21 protein-coding genes and 2 tRNA genes are annotated in these 20,428 nt (G+C 66.7%); 9 read left to right on the plus strand and 14 right to left on the minus strand.

Annotated features, from left to right (window positions below; genetic code table 11):
• Positions 1 to 159: 159 nt before the first annotated feature.
• The 4 genes from AC1D14_RS02225 to AC1D14_RS02240 form a co-directional block, all read right to left on the minus strand.
• Positions 160 to 1,356 (minus strand): glycosyltransferase, encoded by a 1,197-nt coding sequence (locus AC1D14_RS02225; RefSeq protein WP_230119019.1) that lies wholly within the window; start codon positions 1,354 to 1,356, stop codon positions 160 to 162.
• A 97-nt stretch (positions 1,357 to 1,453) separates the two neighbouring features.
• Positions 1,454 to 2,362: a DMT family transporter gene (locus AC1D14_RS02230; RefSeq protein WP_230119018.1), complete on the minus strand. Its 909-nt coding sequence runs from the start codon at positions 2,360 to 2,362 to the stop codon at positions 1,454 to 1,456.
• On the minus strand, positions 2,362 to 2,982 hold the full coding sequence (locus AC1D14_RS02235) for a CDP-alcohol phosphatidyltransferase family protein (protein ID WP_230119017.1): 621 nt from the start codon (positions 2,980 to 2,982) through the stop codon (positions 2,362 to 2,364). Before AC1D14_RS02235 ends, AC1D14_RS02230 begins: the two co-directional genes overlap by 1 nt.
• Before the next feature lie 55 nt (positions 2,983 to 3,037).
• The gene (locus AC1D14_RS02240) at positions 3,038 to 3,925 is read right to left on the minus strand and encodes a phage holin family protein (RefSeq protein ID WP_476967994.1); all 888 of its coding nucleotides are present in this window, start codon (positions 3,923 to 3,925) and stop codon (positions 3,038 to 3,040) included.
• A gap of 182 nt (positions 3,926 to 4,107) precedes the next feature.
• Between AC1D14_RS02240 and AC1D14_RS02245 the strand changes: the two genes are divergently transcribed.
• From AC1D14_RS02245 to AC1D14_RS02255, 3 genes are all read left to right on the plus strand, one after another.
• Positions 4,108 to 5,328 (plus strand): multidrug effflux MFS transporter, encoded by a 1,221-nt coding sequence (locus tag AC1D14_RS02245; protein ID WP_230119015.1) that lies wholly within the window; start codon positions 4,108 to 4,110, stop codon positions 5,326 to 5,328.
• Between the two features lie 122 nt (positions 5,329 to 5,450).
• On the plus strand, positions 5,451 to 5,630 hold the full coding sequence (locus AC1D14_RS02250) for a hypothetical protein (RefSeq protein WP_230119014.1): 180 nt from the start codon (positions 5,451 to 5,453) through the stop codon (positions 5,628 to 5,630).
• 77 nt (positions 5,631 to 5,707) lie between these two features.
• On the plus strand, positions 5,708 to 6,115 hold the full coding sequence (locus AC1D14_RS02255; protein WP_230119013.1) for a hypothetical protein: 408 nt from the start codon (positions 5,708 to 5,710) through the stop codon (positions 6,113 to 6,115).
• Positions 6,116 to 6,185: 70 nt separating this feature from the next.
• Here AC1D14_RS02255 and AC1D14_RS02260 read toward each other — a convergent pair.
• The 6 genes from AC1D14_RS02260 to AC1D14_RS02285 all read right to left on the minus strand — a co-directional run bounded on the left by AC1D14_RS02260 (position 6,186) and on the right by AC1D14_RS02285 (position 12,485).
• A tRNA-Asn gene (locus tag AC1D14_RS02260) sits at positions 6,186 to 6,258 on the minus strand.
• A 124-nt stretch (positions 6,259 to 6,382) separates the two neighbouring features.
• Positions 6,383 to 6,455, minus strand: a tRNA-Asn gene (locus tag AC1D14_RS02265).
• 75 nt (positions 6,456 to 6,530) lie between these two features.
• Complete coding sequence (gene dnaG, locus AC1D14_RS02270) at positions 6,531 to 8,414, minus strand: DNA primase (RefSeq protein ID WP_230119012.1); 1,884 nt, start codon at positions 8,412 to 8,414, stop codon at positions 6,531 to 6,533.
• 85 nt (positions 8,415 to 8,499) lie between these two features.
• Positions 8,500 to 9,789 (minus strand): deoxyguanosinetriphosphate triphosphohydrolase, encoded by a 1,290-nt coding sequence (locus tag AC1D14_RS02275; protein ID WP_230119045.1) that lies wholly within the window; start codon positions 9,787 to 9,789, stop codon positions 8,500 to 8,502.
• Between the two features lie 37 nt (positions 9,790 to 9,826).
• Complete coding sequence (dusB, locus tag AC1D14_RS02280) at positions 9,827 to 11,008, minus strand: tRNA dihydrouridine synthase DusB (RefSeq protein WP_230119011.1); 1,182 nt, start codon at positions 11,006 to 11,008, stop codon at positions 9,827 to 9,829.
• Positions 11,009 to 11,048: 40 nt separating this feature from the next.
• The gene (locus AC1D14_RS02285; protein WP_476967995.1) at positions 11,049 to 12,485 is read right to left on the minus strand and encodes a YibE/F family protein; all 1,437 of its coding nucleotides are present in this window, start codon (positions 12,483 to 12,485) and stop codon (positions 11,049 to 11,051) included.
• 53 nt (positions 12,486 to 12,538) lie between these two features.
• Here AC1D14_RS02285 and AC1D14_RS02290 point away from each other — a divergent pair, with 53 nt between their 5' ends.
• From AC1D14_RS02290 to AC1D14_RS02305, 4 genes are read left to right on the plus strand one after another with little or no spacing between them, the layout of a single operon-like run.
• Positions 12,539 to 13,396, plus strand: coding sequence for an alpha/beta hydrolase (locus AC1D14_RS02290; protein ID WP_230119009.1), 858 nt, complete (start codon positions 12,539 to 12,541; stop codon positions 13,394 to 13,396).
• A complete protein-coding gene (locus AC1D14_RS02295; RefSeq protein WP_230119008.1) occupies positions 13,393 to 14,211 on the plus strand; it encodes a DUF1295 domain-containing protein in 819 nt (272 codons plus the stop codon). Before AC1D14_RS02290 ends, AC1D14_RS02295 begins: the two co-directional genes overlap by 4 nt.
• Complete coding sequence (locus AC1D14_RS02300; protein WP_476967996.1) at positions 14,208 to 14,738, plus strand: lysophospholipid acyltransferase family protein; 531 nt, start codon at positions 14,208 to 14,210, stop codon at positions 14,736 to 14,738. Before AC1D14_RS02295 ends, AC1D14_RS02300 begins: the two co-directional genes overlap by 4 nt.
• Positions 14,708 to 15,028 (plus strand): lysophospholipid acyltransferase family protein, encoded by a 321-nt coding sequence (locus AC1D14_RS02305; RefSeq protein ID WP_354962148.1) that lies wholly within the window; start codon positions 14,708 to 14,710, stop codon positions 15,026 to 15,028. The genes AC1D14_RS02300 and AC1D14_RS02305 overlap by 31 nt, the downstream gene beginning before the upstream one ends.
• Here the strand turns inward: AC1D14_RS02305 and AC1D14_RS02310 are convergent.
• The 3 genes from AC1D14_RS02310 to AC1D14_RS02320 form a co-directional block, all read right to left on the minus strand.
• Positions 15,025 to 16,002 carry a GNAT family N-acetyltransferase gene (locus AC1D14_RS02310; protein WP_230119007.1) on the minus strand — a complete coding sequence of 326 codons (978 nt, stop codon included), beginning with the start codon at positions 16,000 to 16,002 and terminating at the stop codon, positions 15,025 to 15,027. The genes AC1D14_RS02305 and AC1D14_RS02310 overlap by 4 nt on opposite strands.
• 2 nt (positions 16,003 to 16,004) lie before the next feature.
• Complete coding sequence (locus AC1D14_RS02315) at positions 16,005 to 17,390, minus strand: glycine--tRNA ligase (RefSeq protein WP_230119006.1); 1,386 nt, start codon at positions 17,388 to 17,390, stop codon at positions 16,005 to 16,007.
• Positions 17,391 to 17,523: 133 nt separating this feature from the next.
• Positions 17,524 to 18,513 (minus strand): DMT family transporter, encoded by a 990-nt coding sequence (locus AC1D14_RS02320; RefSeq protein ID WP_230119005.1) that lies wholly within the window; start codon positions 18,511 to 18,513, stop codon positions 17,524 to 17,526.
• Positions 18,514 to 18,546: 33 nt separating this feature from the next.
• Here AC1D14_RS02320 and AC1D14_RS02325 point away from each other — a divergent pair, with 33 nt between their 5' ends.
• Entirely contained in the window at positions 18,547 to 18,780 is a 234-nt protein-coding gene (locus tag AC1D14_RS02325) for an RNA-binding S4 domain-containing protein (protein ID WP_230119004.1), read from the plus strand.
• A gap of 33 nt (positions 18,781 to 18,813) precedes the next feature.
• Here AC1D14_RS02325 and AC1D14_RS02330 read toward each other — a convergent pair whose 3' ends face one another.
• Entirely contained in the window at positions 18,814 to 19,464 is a 651-nt protein-coding gene (locus tag AC1D14_RS02330) for an alpha/beta hydrolase (protein WP_230119003.1), read from the minus strand.
• A gap of 94 nt (positions 19,465 to 19,558) precedes the next feature.
• On the opposite strand from AC1D14_RS02330, the gene AC1D14_RS02335 reads away from it, so the two are divergent.
• Positions 19,559 to 20,410: an SGNH/GDSL hydrolase family protein gene (locus AC1D14_RS02335; RefSeq protein WP_230119044.1), complete on the plus strand. Its 852-nt coding sequence runs from the start codon at positions 19,559 to 19,561 to the stop codon at positions 20,408 to 20,410.
• The last annotated feature ends 18 nt before the right edge of the window (positions 20,411 to 20,428 follow it).

The following is a 20,428-nucleotide window of genomic DNA, read 5'->3' on the forward strand; positions in this document are numbered from 1 at the left end:
CCAGCTGAGCTATAGCCCCCCGCCCCCGATTCCGGGGCCCCTGACCGGGGCCCGTCATCTGAGGGGCAGAAACACTCTAGCAAACTGGCGAACGGCTTTAGACCACGCGCCCCTCGACGGCCTGCTTCCAGAGAAGACCTTCTTCCAGGCGACGTCCTTCTAGACCACTTTGTCGTCGTAGCTCGCGCCGCGGTACAGATCCTCAAAGGTCTGCAGGGTCCCCTGGATGCTGTGGGGCTCCACCATGCAGCGGCTGGCGTGCCCCATGGCCTTCCGCTCCTCGGCCGGCAGGCGCAGGATCCGCGTCAGCTTCTCTGACAGGTCCGCACTGTCATTCGGAGTGAACAGGTAGCCGTTCTCGCCGTCCCGTACCAGGTGCGGTAGCGCCATGGCGTCGGCCAGCAGCACGGGAGTAGAGGCGGACATCGCCTCAAGGGTAACGAGGGACTGCAACTCGGCGGTTCCCGGCATGCAGAAGATGTCCGCCCGGATGTAGGCCTCGCGGAGCTCTTCGTCGCTGGCAAGGCCCAGGAACTTCACCCGGCCCTGCAGTCCAAGCCGGTGGACGAGGGACTCCAGGGCAGGGCGGACCTCGCCGCCGCCAACGATCTCCAGGTGCACATTCAAGTCCGCGGGAGCGGCCGCCACGGCCTTGATCAGCACATCGACGTGCTTCTCCTCCGCCAGGCGGCCGGCAAACAGCACTGTCGGATGGGCGTGCGGCTTGATGACCTCGTCCGGCTTCAGTTCGTAAGCGGCCGAGTCGATGCCGTTGGACAGCGGCAGGACCTTGCGGAGGAAGGCGTGCTGGTGCATCGCCTTCGCCGCCAGCGGTGTGGGCGTCGTGACGACGTCAGCCTGGCCCATCACCTTGCCCATGTCCCGCCAGGAAATCTTCCCGATGATGTCCTTGAACCACTGCGGGAACGGCAGGAACGGATTGAGGTTTTCCGGCATGAAGTGGTTCGTGGCAACTATCCGGATGCCACGCTTCACCGCCTCGTAGAGCACGTGCTCACCAATCATGTAGTGGCTTTGGATGTGCACCACGTCCGGCTGGACCTTGTCGAACAGGAGGCTGATCTCCTTCTTGATCTCCCAGGGAAGGCAGATCCGGAAATACTCATGCGTGAAGACGCCGTGCGAGCGAAGGCGGTGAACGGTTGCTTCCGTGCGGAACTCCGTGAAGCTCCTGCCCTTGTCTGGCCGGCAAGCAAGGACATGGACGTTGTGTCCGCGGCCGGTCAGGCCCTTCGCCAGCCGGTAGCCGAACTGGGCGGCTCCGTTGACGTGGGGCGGATAGGTGTCGGCCGCAATGAGGATGGTCAGGGGAGGCTGGGCATCGGGCATGGTCACGTGGAGAGCTCCTGGTGGTCACGGCGTGTTCAGCTGCGGCTGTCCACGCCGGGTGGCCGCTGGCACGTTTTGCGCCTGGCCCGCTGTGAAAAGTCGGCTAGTGGGACGCCCTGCCAGCGGCCTTCCGAGCGTCTTTCTTCCGCTTGGTGACCTCGGGATGGTGCCGGGAGAGGGCGATTACTCCCACGATAGCAAGGGTTGCCGCCGTACCCATGGCAATCGCCATCACGGCGTGGACATCGGGCCGCAGCTCACCCAGGATGGCGATGCCGATCGCGATGCCCACAATGGGGTCGATGACGGTCAGGCCGGCGATCACGAGATCAGGCGGCCCGGTGGAGTAGGCACTCTGGACAAACCAGGATCCGAGCCCGCCTGCTGCGGCAATGGCGAGCACGGTATACCACTGCACGTTCAGCAGGCCCAGGCCGTTGGGGTCGAGCAAGTGCTTGCCGATAATCCTGGTCAGCACCGCCACGAATCCGAACAGCACGCCGGCGCCAAGAATGTAGACAAAGGCACTCATGCGGTGCTTGAACATGGCCGCGAGGGTGCCGAAAATACCCACGGCAAGGGCGAGCAGCAGCACAATGGTGAGTTCGTCGTCGGAACTCACATGGTGGTTTTCCTGCGTGACGTTCACGGCAAGCAGGACAAACAGCGCGGAGCCGGTGACGCATGCGGTGATGGCCACTACGGTGGCCCGGTTGATACTCAGCCCTTGGTCCTTGGAATTGACCACTGTGGTGACCACCAACGCGATGGCACCGATCGGCTGCACCACAGTCAACGGGGCTGTGACCAGTGCGGTCGCATTCATCACCATGCCGGTGCACAGGAGCAGCAAGCCGAAGACCCACCGCCGGTTGCGCAGGAGGCGAAGGAACCCGTTGGAGCTGAGGGCCAGGCCGCCGGTATCGGCCTTGACCGCGCTGCCCTGGCGCTGGGCGCCAAAGGCAAGGAAAAACGCGCCCATCACCGCAAGGAAAACGGCAAGCCACACCATCAGCTGTCCCCGCCATCGGCAGTAAGCATCGTGCCCTTCCGGCGGATGGCCCAGAAATAGTTGTAGGCCGCAATCCAGTGGCCGATCAGCCCCAGGCCGAGCACGATCCAGGCGGCCACAAAGAAGGCAGCGGCAGAAGGAATGTCCAGCTTCGACAGCACCAGCAGCGGAGTGCCCAGCAGCAGCAGGCCGGTGCGGGCCTTGCCGATCCGGCTGACCGGCAGATCCGGATGGCTGTGGAAATAGAAGAGCGACATGGTCAGCAACACGGCGTCGGGGATCACGAGCGCAGCCAGGTACCACCACTGCACCACACCGGCGATCACCAGCGTCACCGCCACGGAGAGCAGCGCCAGCCTGTCAGCGATAGGGTCCATGACCCTGCCCAGCTTGGAGGCCTGGTTGAACCGGCGGGCAACGTAACCGTCCACCCAGTCGGTGCTGCCCATGATGGCGAGCACCAGCACGGCGAACCCGTATTCCTTCTGTGCCAGCACGAGCCAGATGAAAAGCGGCACGCCCATGAAGCGCAGCACCGTGATGAGATTGGGGACAGTGAAGACCAGATCGTGATCGACGTGCGGCTGGCCGGGCCGGGAACCAGCGCCGATAAACCTCATCCGGTCCCCCTCTCCATGGCCGGCGGTGTCTTCCTGTCAGAGTTCAGGGCAACACTCAGCTCTTGAACAGTTTGCGCAGCAGGGCAAGCAGAACGGCGGTGGACGCGGCGAAGGCGAGCAGCGGCTTCCACCGTGCCTCCAGCTGTTCCGGCAAGGAACCTGCGGCCGTGCCTCCGGAGGAAGACGCTGAAGCGGACAAGGCCGCAAACTTTTCGCCTACGCGCTCCTTGCCGTCCTTGAGCTTGTCCTTGCCCTGGTCCAGGCGGTGCCTGGCTGTGCCGAGCAGGGCCTGGGCCTGGGTCTTGACGTCGATTTCCTCGCTGAGTTCGTCGCGGACCCCCGTCAGGTGTTCGCGGCGCTGCGCCAGGCGGCGGTGAAGTTCGGGCTCAGTAACGGCCGGCACGTCAACGGCCTCTGCGGCAGCCTTCGCTTCTTTGTCCGCCTTGGCTTTGGCTTTGGCCGCAGCCTTGGCTTCCTTGGCTGCCTTGGCCTGGGGCGAGTTGGGATCCAGCAAGGCAGCGTCGAAGTCCGAGCCCTCCTTGGCGATCCCAAGGTCATGCTTCAGGCCGCGGATGGTTTCCTCGGGGACCAGCGGCATGGCCTTCTTGAACTTCCGGAGGCCGATAAGCCCGCCAATCAGCGCGATGAGGAGGAATACCGCGCACACCAGAAGCGCCGCGAGCCAGGCCGGCATCACGGTGGCGAGCCCCATGATGGCTGCGACGATCAGCCCGGTCACCAGGAACGCCAGGAAGACGGCGGCCACACCAAAGAAGGCTCCGGCAACGCCGAGCTGTTTGCCCTTGCGCTTGACCTCGAACTTGGCCAGGGCAATCTCGTCGTTGAGCTGGCGCGGCGCCAGTCTAAAGATGAGTTTCAACGTTTTTGGCAGCGCAGTTATACGCAATCCCTGGTTGGCCCGCCCGCTGTGACGCCCGCTCATAGGTTCCGCCTAACTGGTTCCCTAGTCGATTCTTCTTCGGCTGTTGCGGGGCCCGCGTGTGGCTCAGCGCGCCCCCGCTGACAAAACTATCATTCAGGGTCAGCCGCAACTTCTGGAATTTCTTCCCGGCGAGCCCTCCAACGCTGTAAAAGTATGATCTTTGCGCCCTAGGATTGATCTCTGTGACCACCACCAACCCGGGCGACGCCCTGAGCCGCCGCCAGAAATTCCGGTACATCCTTCTTCTTGGTGCCCTCACCGCCCTGGGACCCTTCACGGTGGACCTCTATCTGCCCGCCTTCCCCGCGCTGGAGGCAAGCCTGAACGTTTCGGAGGCCGCCGTCCAGCTGACCCTGACAGGCACCACCGTCGGCTTCGCGCTGGGGCAACTGGTGGTGGGCCCGTTCAGCGACAAGTTCGGCCGGCGGCTGCCGCTCATCCTGGCCACCGCCGTGCACATTGCCGCCTCCGTGGGGGCTTCGCTGTCCACAGACATCGGAACCCTCGGCCTGTTCCGCGTCCTGATGGGCATCGGTGCCGCCGGCGGAGGCGTGGTGGCCATGGCCATGGTGCGCGACCTGTTCAGCGGCTACGCCATGGTGCGGATGTTCTCCCGCATGGCCCTGGTCAACGGCCTGGCACCCATCCTTGCTCCCGTGATCGGATCCCAGCTGCTGCTGGCCATGCCGTGGCCGGGCATCTTCGTTTTCCTGGCCTGCTACGGCTCTTTGGTGATCATCGCCGCGACGTTGCTGGTCCGCGAGACGCTGCCGCGTGAGAAACGCGGCCAGTCCGGGATGACGGCCCGCGAGCGGTACCGCAAGCTCTTCTCCGACCGGATCTTCGTCGGCCTCCTTTTGGTCGGCGGCATGAACTTCGGCGGCCTGTTTACATACCTGTCCGCGTCGCCATTCCTCTTCCAGGACATCTACGGTTTCACGCCGCAGCAATATGGCCTGCTGTTCGGCATCAATTCACTGGGTATCGTGGCCGGGGTCCAGACCAGTTCGAGGCTCATCCGGCGGGTCCCGCCCCAATGGATTCTGGCCGGCTCCACCGCCTGGATGTTCCTGATGGCCCTGCTGATCGTCGTCTTCGACCAGCTGGGATTCGGGCTCTGGGGCGTGATGGTCCCGCTCTGGTTCTACATCCTCGGGACAGGCTTCACCTTCCCGAGCGTCCAGGTCCTCGCCCTGGCCAGCCACGGCGCGCAGGCGGGCACGGCTGCGTCCCTGCTGGGTGCCTCCACCTTCCTCATGGCCGGCATCATCTCACCGGTGGTGGGTTGGCTGGGCGGCAGTTCGGCCACGCCCATGGGTGCAGTCCAGGCCTGCTGCATCTTCCTCGCAGCCGCAGCCCTGTGGATCGTGGTCCGCCCCAGGACCGTGCCGTCGATCCACTGATTCGCGGAACCAGCAAGCCAAGGTCCAGCCATGCGAAGGTCCAGCAAGGCGAGGTCCAGCAAGCCAAGGTCCAGCAATACACGGAGCCACCGACGCACACTGTCCGCGGGTACGCTGGCCGCATGACTCGAAAACCGCACCGCAACCGCCGCGGGCTGTTCCTCGGAGCGATCCTTGGCGGCGTCGCAGGCTACTTTGCCGGCAGGGCCGTTGGCAACGCTGCGATGGGCATCATCCTCGGTGCCGTGGCGGGCTCCGCGCTGCTGTACCGGGTCAATCCGGGGCCCTGGAACCGGCCCTGAGGACAGGCACCCCCCGGCGCCCCGGAGGCTCCGCACGGGTCTGTTCCGCGCGGCCCGCTGCGAGATAAAGTTGATACGTGCCCCACTGGCAGGATCATCACCCACTCCCGGCCACGTGGCAGCGGTGCGACGCCGGCATACTGCCGTTGTGGTGGGACCGGCTGTGCACCCAGACCAGTGCGCAGTCGGCAGCTCTCTATGCGGCGGGACTTTTCACCGAGGACCGCCGCCGCCCCATTGCCCAATGGTTCAATCCGGCCTTCAACGCGGCATTGCTCGTGGCCCCGGAGACCTCCCCGGAGTGGCCTGTGCAGCGCTTCGGCATCTTCTATGCCCCGCCCGACGGCGGCTTCACCCGCGTGCACTCCTCGCCGCACGAGTGGCATCCGCGGCAGCCCCGCACCCCGCCCACCGAGAGTGAGGCCTTCGCAGCCGCCGTGGCCGAGGCCGAACGGTTCCTCCAGGTCGAGATGGATTTCGTCTGAAAGCAGGCCCACACCAGAACATGAAAAAAGTCCCGCAGCCGGCGGTGAGCCGGCTGCGGGACTTTGTGCGCTCCTCCTGCTGGACTTGAACCAGCAACCCTTCGATTAACAGTCGAATGCTCTGCCAATTGAGCTAAGGAGGAATGAAGCAGGTATGACATTAGCAAAGGTTCCGGCGCTATGGGAAATCGGCCCGGCCGAGCGGAGAAATACCCCGCCCGGGTATAAAAAAGTCCCCGTTCCGGAGGCCGGAACGGGGACAGTGCGCTCCTCCTGCTGGACTTGAACCAGCAACCCTTCGATTAACAGTCGAATGCTCTGCCAATTGAGCTAAGGAGGAATGAAGCGGGTACTAGCCTAGCAAACACCCCGCCGGGAAACGAAATCGAGCTCCCCCGTGCCGGCCGGTGGCGCCTCAGGCGTCCGAGCGAAGGGCCCTGCGCTCCATCTCCAGCTGCATCAGCTCCCGGTTCAGCCGCTGGAATTCCTCAGGATCGGCCGACGCGTCGAGGCGCTGCAGCTGCCCCATCTTCTCTGCCTTGACCCTGGTGATCTGGAGTTCGAACAGCCGGGCCAGGATGTCGCGGCAGTACTTCAGGACGCCCTCGGCGTTGCTGGCGGGCAGCGGGACGACGGCAAGCTCCGAGACCAGCGGCCGCAGCGGTTCCGGGACCTCGTGCATCACCTGCTCCACCCAGCGCACGGGGTCACCGGTCAGCCCGGGCCCTGAGGCGCGCATGGCGTCGTGGACGGCCTGGTAGGCCGGGGTCCGGAACCCGGCGGCGCTGAACCGGTCCCAGGTCCCGCCCTCCAGCATGCCGGGCTCCTGCAGGGCCACTTCCAGCGCCTGCCGCTCCATGGACGCCACGGGGTCCCGGGGGTCGGGACGGTTGAAGGACGGCACCACGCCCGACGGCGGCAGCGCACCGACGCCGGGCCCCGCACCATGGGAGGGGGCCCCGCCCTGGGCGGCGCGCTTCGCGGCGGCGGCCACCGCTCCGCTGACCTCCTCGACGGACATGCCGAGCCAGCCGGCCAGCTCGCGGGCGTAGCCGGGGCGTATGCCGGCATCGCGGATCTGCGCCACGACGGGCGCGGATTCACGCAGGGCAGCAATACGGCCCTCCACCGTGTCCAGGTTGTGCCGCTTCAGGGAGGCCCTGATGGCAAATTCAAACAGCGGACGCCGGGTCCCGATGAGGTCGCGGACAGCCGCGTCGCCTTTGGCCTGGCGCAGCTCGCAGGGGTCGGCTCCCGTGGGTTCGACGGCCACGTAGGTCTGTGCGACGAACCTCTGGTCCTCTTCAAACGCCCGGAGGGCGGCCTTCTGGCCGGCCGCGTCGCCGTCGAAGGTGAAGATGACCTCTCCCCCGGTGCCATCGTCGGACAGCAGCCGCCGGGCGATCTTGATGTGGTCGGCGCCGAACGCCGTCCCGCAGGTGGCCACCGCCGTCGGGATCCCCGCCAGGTGGCAGGCCATGACGTCGGTGTACCCCTCCACCACCACCAGCTGGCGGTCCTTGGCGATGTTCCGTTTGGCGAGGTCGATGCCATAGAGCACCTGGGATTTCTTGTACAGCGTGGTCTCGGGCGTGTTCAGGTATTTGGGGCCCTGGTCGTCCTCGTAGAGTTTGCGGGCACCGAAGCCGATGGTGTCGCCGGCAATGTCACGGATGGGCCAGATCAGGCGCCCGCGGAACCGGTCGTAGATCCCCCGGTTGCCTTCGGAGAACATGCCCGTCAGCCTCAGTTCAGCATCTGTGTAGCCGCGGCCGCGGAGGTGCTTGAGCAGCGCGTCCCAGCCCTGCGGGGCGTAGCCGACGCCAAACTGTTCCGCCGCGGCGCGGTCAAAACCCCTGCCGTGGAGGAAGTTGCGGCCTTCGGTGGCGCCGGGTGTCAGCAGTTGGGCGCGGAAGAATTCGTCGGCCAGTTTGTGGGCGTCCAGGAGCCTCTGCCGCTTGCCCACGTCCTCCCGGCTGGGGCCGGTGCCGCCGTCTTCGTAGCGGAGTTCGAAACCGATCCGGGCGGCAAGTTTTTCGACGGCCTCCTGGAAAGAGGAGTGGTCAAGTTTCTGGACGAAGGAAATGGCGTCGCCGTCTTCGCCGCAGCCAAAGCAGTGGTAGCGGCCCACCTGGGGCCGGACGGTGAACGACGGGGACCGCTCGTCGTGGAACGGGCACAGGCCCTTGAAACTGCCCAGCCCGGCGCCCTTGAGGGTCACATACCCGTCAATGACTTCCTTGATGTCGGTACGCTGGCGGACTTCGTCGATATCTTCACGTTTGATCAGTCCAGCCACAAAGACATCCTAGACCCGGGGCATGACAACTTTGGATACGCCGTCGACGGCGGGACGCACGGCGTGGAGCTGACTCTTGCCGCCGTCACCACAGCGAGGGCAGGCTGCCCACGAGCCGTTCGTACATGGCCAGCGCAGAACCGTCAGTCAGTGAGGCCACCTGGTCGATGACCACCCGGAGCCGGGCGCCGTCGTCGGCCGCGTCCCGCCAGTCGGCCGCGAACATCGGCTCGAGGTGCCGGTCACCCGAGGCGTTCAAAGAGGTCACCAGGGCATGGAGGACTTCACGCTGCCGCTCGTAAATGGGCTGGCGGTGGTCGGTGGTCATCACGAACGTGGTGGCGAGGCCCTTCATCACCGCGATTTCCATGACTGTTTCGTCCGGCACCATGAGCTCGGCGTTGTAGCGGGTCAGGTGTTCCGGCCCGTAAACGGCGCGGGTGGTCTCCAGCGCGCTCTGGCAGAACCGTCCGATGAGCTGGCTGGTCATATCCTTCAGGGCCGCCATGGACTTGCGGCTGCCGTCGGCCTCGCGCACCCAGACGTCCGTGGCCTCGAGCCTGGCGAGGGCGGCGTCGATCGCCGCGGGATCGTTGTGCGGCAGGTACCACTGCTTGGCGTAGCCCACCACGCGGGCCCGGTGGTCCGGGTTGTCCATCCAGCGCAGCTGGAAGTGGCCCGCCACGATGGCGTCCTCGACGTCGTGCACCGAGTAGGAAATATCGTCCGCAAGGTCCATGACCTGGGCTTCCAGGCAGGACCGCCGCCCGGGCGCACCTTGCCGGATCCAGTTGAAGATGGGCAGGTCGTCCTCGTAGGCGCCGAACTTGCTGGTCCGCTGCCCATGGATCACGGGCGCGTCCAGGGCAGACCACGGGTACTTTGCCGCAGCGTCCAGGCTTGCCCGGGTAAGGTTCAAGCCTGCCGGCCTGCCCTGCAGGTCCAGGACCTTGGGCTCCAGCCTGGTCAGCAGCCGGAGGGTCTGGGCGTTGCCTTCGAAGCCGCCGATCGCGTGGGCCATCTCGTTGAGTGCTGACTCGCCGTTGTGGCCGAACGGCGGGTGTCCGAGGTCATGGCTGAGGCACGCGGTGTCCACCACGTCGGGATCGCAGCCCAGGGCACGTCCCAGTTCACGGCCCACCTGCGCCACCTCGAGACTGTGGGTCAGGCGCGTGCGGACAAAGTCATCCGTGTCCGGCGCCACCACCTGGGTCTTTGCACCGAGCCGGCGCAGCGCCGAGGAGTGCAGCACCCGGGCACGGTCCCGCTCGAAGTCCGAACGGTAGGTGCTCTTGGGCGGTTCCTCCACCCAGCGGGCGGAATCGAAGGCTTCGTAGCCGGGCAGGAACTGGGGCGGCCGGCGGGCCTGGGTCATCGGGCTCCCGGCAATCTGGCTTTCGGCCACCTGGCTTTCACCCACCGGACACATCCAGTTCCGCGGCGGCAATGTCGCGGGTCTGGTCCGCGTCCATCTGCCGGCTCAGCAGCCAGTCCTTGGGCAGGGCCGGCTGTTTGGGCGAGCCGGCGCGGCCGCGCGGGCCCTCGGCGTCGATGCCCGGGTACGGGGAATCCATGTCCAGCTCATCCAGAGTGGCGCGGAGCACTTCGAGGGTGGTCACCATGGCCAGCCGGGTGCGCAGTTCGCTGCCCACCACATAGCCCTTGAAATACCAGGCCATGTGCTTGCGGATTTCGCGCAGGGCCTTGTATTCGTCGTTGCCGAAGGTTTCGACCATGAGCTCGGCATGGCGGTAGACGCCTTCCGCCACCTGCCGCAGGCCGGGGCGGTGGCGCTGGTCGCTGCCTTCGAAGGCCGCCTGCAGGTCCCCGAAGAGCCAGGGGCGGCCCTGGCAGCCGCGGCCGACCACCACGCCGTCCACGCCTGTTTCGCGGACCATGCGCACCGCGTCCTCGGCGGACCAGATGTCGCCGTTGCCCAGGACGGGGATGTCCGGGAGGGCCTCGCGCAGGCGGGCGATGGCGGACCAGTCGGCCTGGCCGGAATAGAACTGCGCGGCAGTGCGGCCGTGGAGGGCGACGGCGGCCACTCCGGAATCGCGGGCGATGCGGCCGGCGTCGAGGTACGTCAGGTGGTCCTCGTCAATGCCCTTGCGCATCTTGATGGTCAGCGGGATGCCGCCCTTGGACGCTTCCCTGACCGCCGTCTGCACGATGGAGGTGAAGAGATCGATCTTCCACGGCAGGGCCGAGCCGCCGCCGCGCCGGGTGACCTTGGGGACCGGGCAGCCGAAGTTGAGGTCGATGTGGTCCGCACGGTCCTCGTCAACCAGCATGCGCACGGCCTGGCCCACGGTGACGGGGTCCACGCCGTAGAGCTGGACGGAGCGGACCTTCTCGTCGTCGTCGTGGGAAATGATGCGCAGCGATTCCGGCGTGCGCTCCACGAGGGCGCGGGAGGTGACCATCTCCGCCACGTACAGTCCGCCGCCGTATTCACGGCAGAGCCTGCGGAAGGCAGAGTTGGTGATGCCGGCCATCGGGGCCAGGATCACGGGGGTGTCCACCGTGATCGGCCCGAGCTCCAGGGGCGGGAGTTCCAGCTTGGGGGCGGGAGGCGTTGCTACTACAGTCACCCGTCCATTGTCTCAAAGACGGGCAAATCGGGCACAAGTGCTATTCTCCGGCCCTCAGCTGCTGGGCTTCGCGGCGGCCGCGCCGTGTCTCCGCGAGGGGTGCGGCGCCGGAGGCAACCGCCGTCGGACGTTCGCTGCCGGCCACGGCTGCTGCGGCCGCGAGCGCACCGGTGTCGTCGACGTCGTCGGGCGTTATTGAGCCCTGGCCGCCGGTCCGGATGCCGGTGGCTTTGACCACGAGCACGGCGATCAGGGTGGTGACCGGAATCGCCAGGACGAGGCCGATCGATCCCACGAGCGTGCGGATGACTTCCTCGGACAGTTCGGCGCTGGTAAGCGCCTCCCCCAGCGGCCGGTCGTAGAGCATCACGATGATGAGCGTGGGCAGGGCTGCGCCGGCATAGGCGAAGGCAATCGTGTACACGGTGGAGGCGATGTGGTCCCGGCCGATCCGCATGGCTGAGGTGAACAGCTTGCGGGCGCTGGTGGCGGGGGCGAGTTCGTACAGCTCCCAGACCGCGGATGACTGCGTGATGGTGACGTCGTTGAGGACGCCCAGCCCGGAAATGATGAGTCCACACAAGATGATGCCTGAAATGGAGATGTTGCCCGAGATGTTCGCCAGGGTGGCGGCGTCGTGGCTTCCCACGCCCGCGAGGTTCGCGGCGTCTGTTGCCCAGGCTGCCAGTAGTGCCGTGATGCCCAGGCCGAACATGGTGCCCAGCAGCGCGGTCGAGGTCCGCGCCGAGAAACCGTGCGCGAAGTACAGCACCCCGATCATGATCACCGTGGAGCCCACCACGGCCAGCAGCAGCGGCGGCTTTCCCTCCACAAGACCGGGAAGCATGAAGCTCACCAGCACAAAGTAGGCTCCGACGAGGCCAATCAGGGCACGCAACCCGCGCCAGCGTGCCACGGTCACGACCACCACGGCGTACAGAACGGCCAGCAGAATGATGGGCATGGTCCGGACGAAGTCCACGAAGATGTAGGCCGGGGACCCCTGGGCGGCCGGTGCGTCGCCGGCCGCGGCGCCCTGAGCGTTGCTGAGGTTCAGGTAGCGGATGTTGTCCCCCACGTCCACGCCGTGCGATTTGGCGACGTCCGGGTTGATCACCACTTTGACGGGGCTGCCGCCCTTGTCCGGCTCGGTGAAGGCGAAGGTGCACTGGGATCCGCCCCCGGCCTGGCCGCCCTGCTGCGGGTTTTGGCTTGTCCCGCCCGTGCAGTCTTCAATGACGACGCGCTGGATCCGGCCGGTATCAAAGGTGACGCCGGGTGCCGCCGTGTACGGGCTCGCCAGCGTCAGGCCTTCCTTGCTGCCGGACGGCCAGAGCGCCGCCATGGCCGCCAGTGTCAGCAGGGTCAGGGGAATCAGCACGGCGGCCAGAATCCGGTTTGCCTTCCTGCGGGCGGCAATCGCCTGGACCGTCGGCTCCGAATGACCCGTATGACCGTGGGAGTGACCGGAACCCATCAGCAGTTAGACCTCATGCTTGAACTCTACGGCGGTCGCCATAGGGTTGATAAATGGACGCCAGAAAGTCGGAGGATGCCGGAGTGAGCCACCGCAGCACTGCCAATCCCGAGGGGGCGCCGTCGCAAGACGCCACGCCACCGCAAACTGAGTCGCCGCAAGCTCAGCCGCCGGCTGACGCACGACGGGAGGCACCGCCGTCGGAAGCTGTGCTGACCGTCCTGAATCCGGCCGGCGTCACCCGCGGGGTGGCGCTGGTCCTCCACGGCGGCCGTTCGCATTCGTTCGAACCTGTCCAGGCCCGGCACCTGAGCCCCGCGAGGATGGTGCCGTTCGCGCGGCACCTGCACCGGGCGGGCAGCAAACATGGCCTTGCGGTGTGGATACTGCGGAACAGCGTGCGCGGCTGGAATGGCGAGGACATGTCGCCGTTGAAGGATGCCCGCTGGGCCATGGCCAAGATCCGCGACCAGCACCCGGGCGTGCCGGTCTACCTGCTGGGGCACTCCATGGGTGGCCTGACCGCCATTTGCGCGGCCGACGAGGAACAGGTGGATGCCGTGGTGGCACTCGCCCCCTGGCTCAACGACGCAACTCCTGCGACTCCGGTGGCCGGGCGGAAGGTGCTCATCGTCCACGGCGATCGGGACCGCTGGACGAGCCCGACGGCGTCCCTGCGGTTTGCGCGGCGGGCGGCACCGGACGCCGAGGTTCTCCGGTACGTCTCGCTCAGGCGCGCCGGGCACTTCATGTTCCGGCGCGTGCGCCTCTGGCACACCCTGGCCACCGGCTTCCTGATGACGGCCTTCATCGAGAAAACCGGCACCCACGCCGGCCGCCTGCCGGCCCCTGCAGCGGCGCTGGAGCGGCTGCTCCCGCCGTCCGCCCAAGCTATTCCGGAAGTGCTGTGACCCCGTTCCCGCTTGACAGCTTCCTGGCCAGCCTGCCGTGGACTGCGCTCGCCGTCGTGCTGGTACTGGCCGTGACGTTCGCCGTGGCCACTGCCCAGCGCAGGCACTCCGTCATGGATGTGGCGTGGGGTCCGGGCTTCGTGGCCGTGGCGGCGGTCTCCTTCGTGCTGTCGGCCGGAGTGGGTGACAGCGGACGTCGCCTGCTGCTGCTCGCCCTGACCGCGGTCTGGGGGCTCCGGCTCGGCGTGCATATCGGCTTGCGGGCCCGCGGCGGTCATGAAGATCCCCGCTATGCTGCGATGCTCGACGACGCGGCAGGCTCCCGGAATGCCTATGCCCTCCGCCGCGTCTACCTCCCGCAGGGCCTGGTGATGTTCTTCGTCTCATTGACCGTCCAGGCGGGCATGTTCGCTGCCGGTGCCCTGGGGTGGCTGTCCCTGGCCGGCGCCCTGCTCTGGGTCACCGGGTTCGGCTTCGAGACCGTGGGCGACTGGCAGCTGGCGCAGTTCAAGAAGGATCCGTCCCGCAGGGGGACCGTCCTGGACACCGGGCTGTGGCGGTATACCAGGCATCCGAACTACTTCGGCGACGCCGCCGTCTGGGCGGGCCTCTTCCTGGTCGCGGCGGATTCCTGGCCCGGGGTCCTCACGGTCCTCTCCCCTGCGCTCATGATCTGGATGCTGGCCGGCAAGACCGGGAAGCCGCTCACGGAGAAATCCATGTCCGGGCGCCCCGGTTACCGCGAGTATGTGAAGTCGACAAGCGGCTTCATCCCGTGGCCCCCTCGCCAGACGCGCAACAGGACACAGCCGTGACGTGGACACCCAAACCGAACGACCGCTTCTACCGGCTGTTCGTCCGCACGGGCCTCTTCCTGCGGTGGCTGTTCCGGGTCCGGGTCACGGTCACGGGCGGGGAGAACCTGCCCGCCCCTGATCCACGGAACGGGGCATCACGCCTGGTACAGCCCGGCCGCGGGGCAGTCATTGCCGTCACGCACTTTGGCTACGTGGACTTTGCCGCGGCCGAACTGGTGGTCTGGAAGCACGCCCGCGCTCAGCTCCGCTTCCTCATCCACCAGGGCGCGGCGGACCACTGGCTCGCCGGTCCGGCCATCATCGCCACCGGGCACGTGGTGGTGGGCTACGGCGCCGGTTCGGCTGCCTACGATGCCGCCGTGGCCCGACTCCGTGCCGGGGAATACCTCGCCGTGTTTCCGGAGGCCGGAGTCAGCCGCAGCTTCAAGGTGCGCGAGTGCAAGACCGGTGCTGTGCGGATGGCAGCCGAGGCCGGCGTACCGGTGATCCCCCCGTGTCCATCTGGGGCGCGCACCGGCTGCTGACGCGCGGCCACGGATTCTCGGCACGACGAGCCTGGCGGGCACCGGTCCGTATCCACATTGGCCTGCCGGTGAACCTTGCGGCGGACATCGATGCCGAGGCCGAAACCGCGAAGCTCCGGGAAACGCTGCAGAACGGGATCGACACGTGCATCGACAGCTTCCCGGTCGTCCCGAGACCGGGCGACTGGTGGATGCCCGCCGACCTCGGCGGCGGCGCCCCCTCCGAGACTGAACGCCAAATGATGGACGCCCAGGACCTGGCCAGGGGCCGCCGCCGTGGTCCGGACTAGTCGGAGACGACGAACGTCTCGGAACCCTGGCGGCGGGCCCTGCCGGCTTCCATCAGGGGTTCGACGACGGCGCGGAGCGCTGTCATCGAATCGTCCAGTTCCATGAGGACCGGGTGCTGGTACGCAATGAGCGCCAGCAGGTCACGGACCGCGGCCTGCGCCTGATCTGCGTCCATCTCCGGTTCGTGGCCGAGGAACACGTCGGAGGGATGGTCCGACTCTCCCTGTTCGGGGCTGAGCTGGGCGTAACTGACGGCGAAGGCCTGCAACCTGCCTTTCTTCGACGGCGGCACACCCTGGCCGAAGGCGCTGGCCTTCGGTGCGCGCAGTACGATCGCCCCGTGGGCGCCGCTGAGCTCATCGAGGAACAGCCGCTGGACCGTGGGGATGCTCAGCTGGCCTGGGCTGTCCCAGTCATGGACGGACGTGTAGTACCGGCCCACAACGTCGGACAGTTCCACCGAGCCCGTAGCCAGGTCCTCCACCCGGTCCGCTGCGGCTTCCTCCGAGCCGTCCCCGAAGACCGGAAGCTTCAGGGCCGCCGGCTCCACCACCACGAGCTGCGAACGCTGGATCGGAGCGAGCCCCGCCGCCTCGGCGAACGCTGCACCGGGTGTCCCCGGCTCCACCTTGCACCTCAGCCGGGTAACCCCCGACGGCGATGCTTCGGTTTCGCGGCGCAGCATCATGAGCAGCGTGGAACCAATGCCGGAGCGGCGGTGGTCCCGGGCCACCTCAATGTACGCCCACAGGCGTTCCGGATGCAGTGTCGCCTCGTGGACCACCCCGGCCGCAACCGGGATGCCGACGCCGTCAACGACGTCCTCGGCCACGATGCAGCGCCGCCAGGGTGCGTTGCTCGACGGCGCCAGCGTCCCCCGGAACTGTCCGGCCTGGACAGTTTCCGGGTCGCCCCAGATTTGCAGGAGCACGAGGTCGTCGCCCTCGCGCCATTCGCGGTATTGGATTGCCACGGTTAAGCGCCGATCAGCCGTGCGGCCAGGTAGCCCTCCACCTTGTCCAGGGAGACGCGCTCCTGGCTCATGGTGTCGCGCTCACGGATGGTGACAGCCTGGTCATCCAGCGTGTCGAAGTCCACGGTGATGCAGAACGGGGTTCCGATCTCGTCCTGGCGGCGGTAGCGGCGGCCGATCGCACCGGCATCGTCGAAGTCGATGTTCCAGTTCTTGCGGAGCTGGGTACCGAGGTCCTTGGCTTTCGGGGACAGGTCCTCGTTGCGGCTCAGCGGAAGGACGGCGGCCTTGACCGGCGCCAGCCGCGGGTCAAGCTTCAGCACGGTGCGCACATCCACTCCGCCCTTGGCGTTGGGGGCCTCATCCTCCGTGTAGGCGTCCACCAGGAAGGCCATAAAGGAACGGGTCAGGCCGGCGGCCGGCTCGATGACGTACGGGGTGTAGCGCTCGTTCGTGGCCTGGTTGAAGTAGCTCAGGTCGGTGCCCGAGGCCTTGGCATGGGTGGACAGGTCGAAGTCCGTGCGGTTGGCGATGCCCTCGAGCTCGCCCCACTCGGAGCCCTGGAAGCCGAAGCGGTATTCGATGTCCGTGGTGCCCTTGGAGTAGTGGCTGAGCTTGTCCTGCGGGTGCACGAAGAAGCGGAGGTTCTCTTCACGGATGCCCAGGCCGGTGTACCAGGCCATGCGTTCCTTCATCCAGTACTCGTGCCATTCCTCGTCGGTGCCGGGCTCGACGAAGAATTCCATTTCCATCTGTTCGAACTCGCGGGTGCGGAAGATGAAGTTTCCTGGCGTGATCTCGTTGCGGAAGGACTTGCCGATCTGGCCGATGCCGAACGGCGGCTTCTTCCGGGACGTGGTGAGCACGTTGTTGAAGTTCACGAAGATGCCTTGGGCGGTCTCCGGGCGCAGGTAATGCAGGCCCTCCTCGCTGGCAACTGGGCCCAGGAAGGTCTTCAGGAGGCCGGAAAATTCCTGCGGTTCGGTCCATTCGCCGCGGGTGCCGCAGTTGGCACAGGCGATGTCCTTGAGGCCGTTTTCGGCTGGGCGGCCCTTCTTTTCCTCGTATTCTTCCTCGAGGTGGTCCGCGCGGTAGCGCTTGTGGCACGAAAGGCATTCCACCAGCGGGTCGGAAAAGACATCGACGTGGCCGGAAGCTTCCCATACCTGGCGGGGCAGGATCACCGAGGAGTCAAGGCCGACAACGTCTTCGCGGCCGCGTACCACGGACTGCCACCACTGGCGTTTGATGTTCTCCTTCAGCTCTGCACCGAGGGGGCCGTAGTCCCAGGCGGAACGGGAGCCTCCGTAGATCTCGCCGGCCTGGAAAACGAAGCCTCTCCGCTTGGAAAGGGAAATGACCTGGTCGAGGACGGATTTTGCTGCCATGGGAACTCCAATTTCTACAGGGCCGCTGGGTGCGGTCCGCGGTGTCTTGCCCCGGAACTCCGGCTGGTTGCCGGGCGGGGGTATGCGAAGGGGAAAACGGTGCAGGAAGCTGCGTGTCCTAGCCTACCGGGCGCTACCTCCGGAACGCTCCCCGCGGCCACGGAAGCGTGGCGACGACGATGGCTCCGAGGGTCAGCAGGGTGCCGAGCACCGTGGGAACCTCCACCACTGTGCCGGGCGACGGAACCAGGAGGTCCAGCCCCAACGAGCCCAGGAGTTGGCCCGCGATCATGCCGAGCCCGGTCACCAGCACACCGAGGCTGCGCACCAGCAGGGCTCCGATGCCGATGAACACGCAGCCCATCGGGCCGCCGAGGTAGTACCACCACTCGGCCGGCAGCGGGTTGCCAGCACCGGCGACGGCCACTTTGATCAGCCAGGCGACCCACAACACGGTGGTGCCGGCAACGAAATTCACCAGGGTGGCGGCGATCGGGGTGCCGTAGTGCATGGTGGCGGTGCCGTTCATCGCCTGTTGGAAGCTCATGAGGAACCCGGCCAGGACGGGAAGAATCACCGGCAGGATGAGCTGGGCGGGGTCTCCGCCGGAGGTTCCGCCGGAGGGGGCGCCTGCCCCGAAGCGGGGCGACACTGCCCAGGCCACTGCAGCGATGGTGAGGATGCAGCCGATCACGCGGATGCCCGTCACCGCTTTCTTGCCGCCGGGACCAATTCCGAGCCTGTCCACGAGCAGCCCGCTGAGCGTCTGGCCCGTGACGGTGGACACGGTGAACAGGGCGACCCCGAGCAGCCCGATCGTGAAGGACTGGGCGAAGACGAAGAACGCGCCGATGCCGCCGGCAAGGACGTAGTAAGGCGGGAAGTGCCGCTCCCGCACGGCGGGCAGGATCCGGGCAAGGCCGGCCCGCCCCCGGGGCAGGACCAGCGAGACGAGGATCATCAGCACCAGTCCGGTGCTGAAACTGACCACGGCGGCGGCGATTCCGTCTCCGAGGCGGGCGCCGAGGGCACCGTTGATCCGCCCCTGGACGGGGATGGCGAGGCCGGCGGCCACGGCCATCAGAAGGCCTGCGGCAAGGGGCAGCCGCGGTGCGTGGGTCATTGGGTTCACCTTAGTTCGGGCATTATTGCTTGTATGAGCAACCAGGAAATCGAAGACATCCCCATCCGCGACGACATGATCCGCCTCGGTCAGCTCCTGAAACTCGCGAACCTCGTGGAGGACGGCGTCGAGGCCACTGAGCTGATCAAGAACGGCCTGGTCAAGGTCAACGGCGAAATCGACGACAGGCGCGGCCGGCAGCTCCATCACGGTGACACTGTCACGGTCAACAACCGCACCGTCCGGATCAGCGCGGCCGGCGCATAATCCCGGGGACGCCAGAACTTTAGCCGCCAACGGCTACTTGCTCAGGACCTCGTGCGTGAGGAACTCTGACACGTGGCCGATTTCCTGGGCGTTGATCCCGTGCCACATTCCGGTGTACAGGACCTTGGTCAGCTTCACATGGCTGCGGACCCAGCCCATCGTGTACTCGATCTTGTCCGGCGTGATGACGGGATCCTGCTGGTCCCGGCCCCAGAACAGGGGCACAGTGCCGTCCAGCTCGGCGTCCCGGAACTCTCCGTCGGCGCCCGCATCCACAACAAAACCTGAGAGCCCGACGACGGCGGCAAAGTCGGCGGGGCGCTGCCGAAGCAGGGTGGTGGCCATGGCCATGCCCATGGAGAACCCGAGGAGCGTGACGGACGGATGGTTGGCCTTGACGGCGTCGATCCAGTCAAGAATATAGCCGGAGGCAGCCTTGACCGCATCGACGGAGTATTCGATCGAGCCGGTCAAAGGGAACCAGGAAAAGCCGGGGCCCATGGCAATGGGGGCGCGGACGGACGCCACTGCGAAGTCGTCCGGGAGCATGTCCGCCAGGCTGAGGAGATCCTGTTCGTTTGCTCCGTAGCCGTGCAGCAGGACCAGCAGGGGCTTGCCGGCCCGGGCTTCCTCCGGCTTGGACCACAAAACGACGGGGGCAGGAAATGAGTCGGCTAAAGTCATGGGTCCATTCTTACAGTTACCCGTCGGTGGCTACCTACAGTGGCGTAGCTTGGCAGGGACGGTGCAGGATGTGAAGGTGAGCGGAACGGAATCGATGCAGAGTCCCCAAGGCCCGTCAGGCCGCCACCCATGGAGCCGTTACGTCGCAATGGGCGACTCGTTTACGGAGGGAATCGGCGACCCCGAACCGAGCAGCCCGGGCGGCTACCGCGGCTGGGCCGACCGCGTGGCAGAGGAACTGGGACGCGGCCATGACGACTTCGCCTACGCCAACCTGGCCGTGCGCGGCCGGCTGCTTCAGCAGATCATCGACCAGCAGCTTGCCCCGTGCGTGGCCCTGAAACCTGACCTCGTGACCCTTTCAGGAGGAGGAAACGATCTCATCCGCCCCGGCGGGGACCCTGACGCCCTGGCCGAAAAGCTCGACCCCGTGGTGCAGATCCTGGGGATGAGCGGTGCAACGGTGGTCCTGTTCAACGGCCCGGATACCGGGTCCTCGGTGCTGGGCCGGGTACGCAGCAAGGTGGCCATCTACAACGAGAATCTCCGGACCATCGCCGCCCGGCATGATGCCATCATCGCCGACATGTGGTCGCTCAGGCAGCTGAAGGATCCGCAGATGTGGAACGAGGACCGCCTGCACTTCTCCCCGCTGGGCCACCACACGATTGCTGCCATGGTGCTCGATGCGCTGAACGTACAGCACAGCCTGGAACCCCTGTCGCCCAAACCGCTGCCGCCGCGCAGCTGGCGCGAAGCCCGCACCGGCGACCTGGTCTGGGCGCGGGAGTACTTCGTGCCGTGGGTGGTCCGCCGGCTGCGCCACCGCTCCTCCGGTGATGGCATCACCCCCAAACGCCCGACGCCGGGACCCGTCTTCGGCCCGGGTGTCCCGCTGGGCTCCGGCGAAGGTCCGCTCGGGTCCGAAGATGCTGTGCGCCGGTAGCCGCCGCGACGCCGCGTA

Source organism: Arthrobacter sp. P1_B11 (assembly GCF_056406715.1).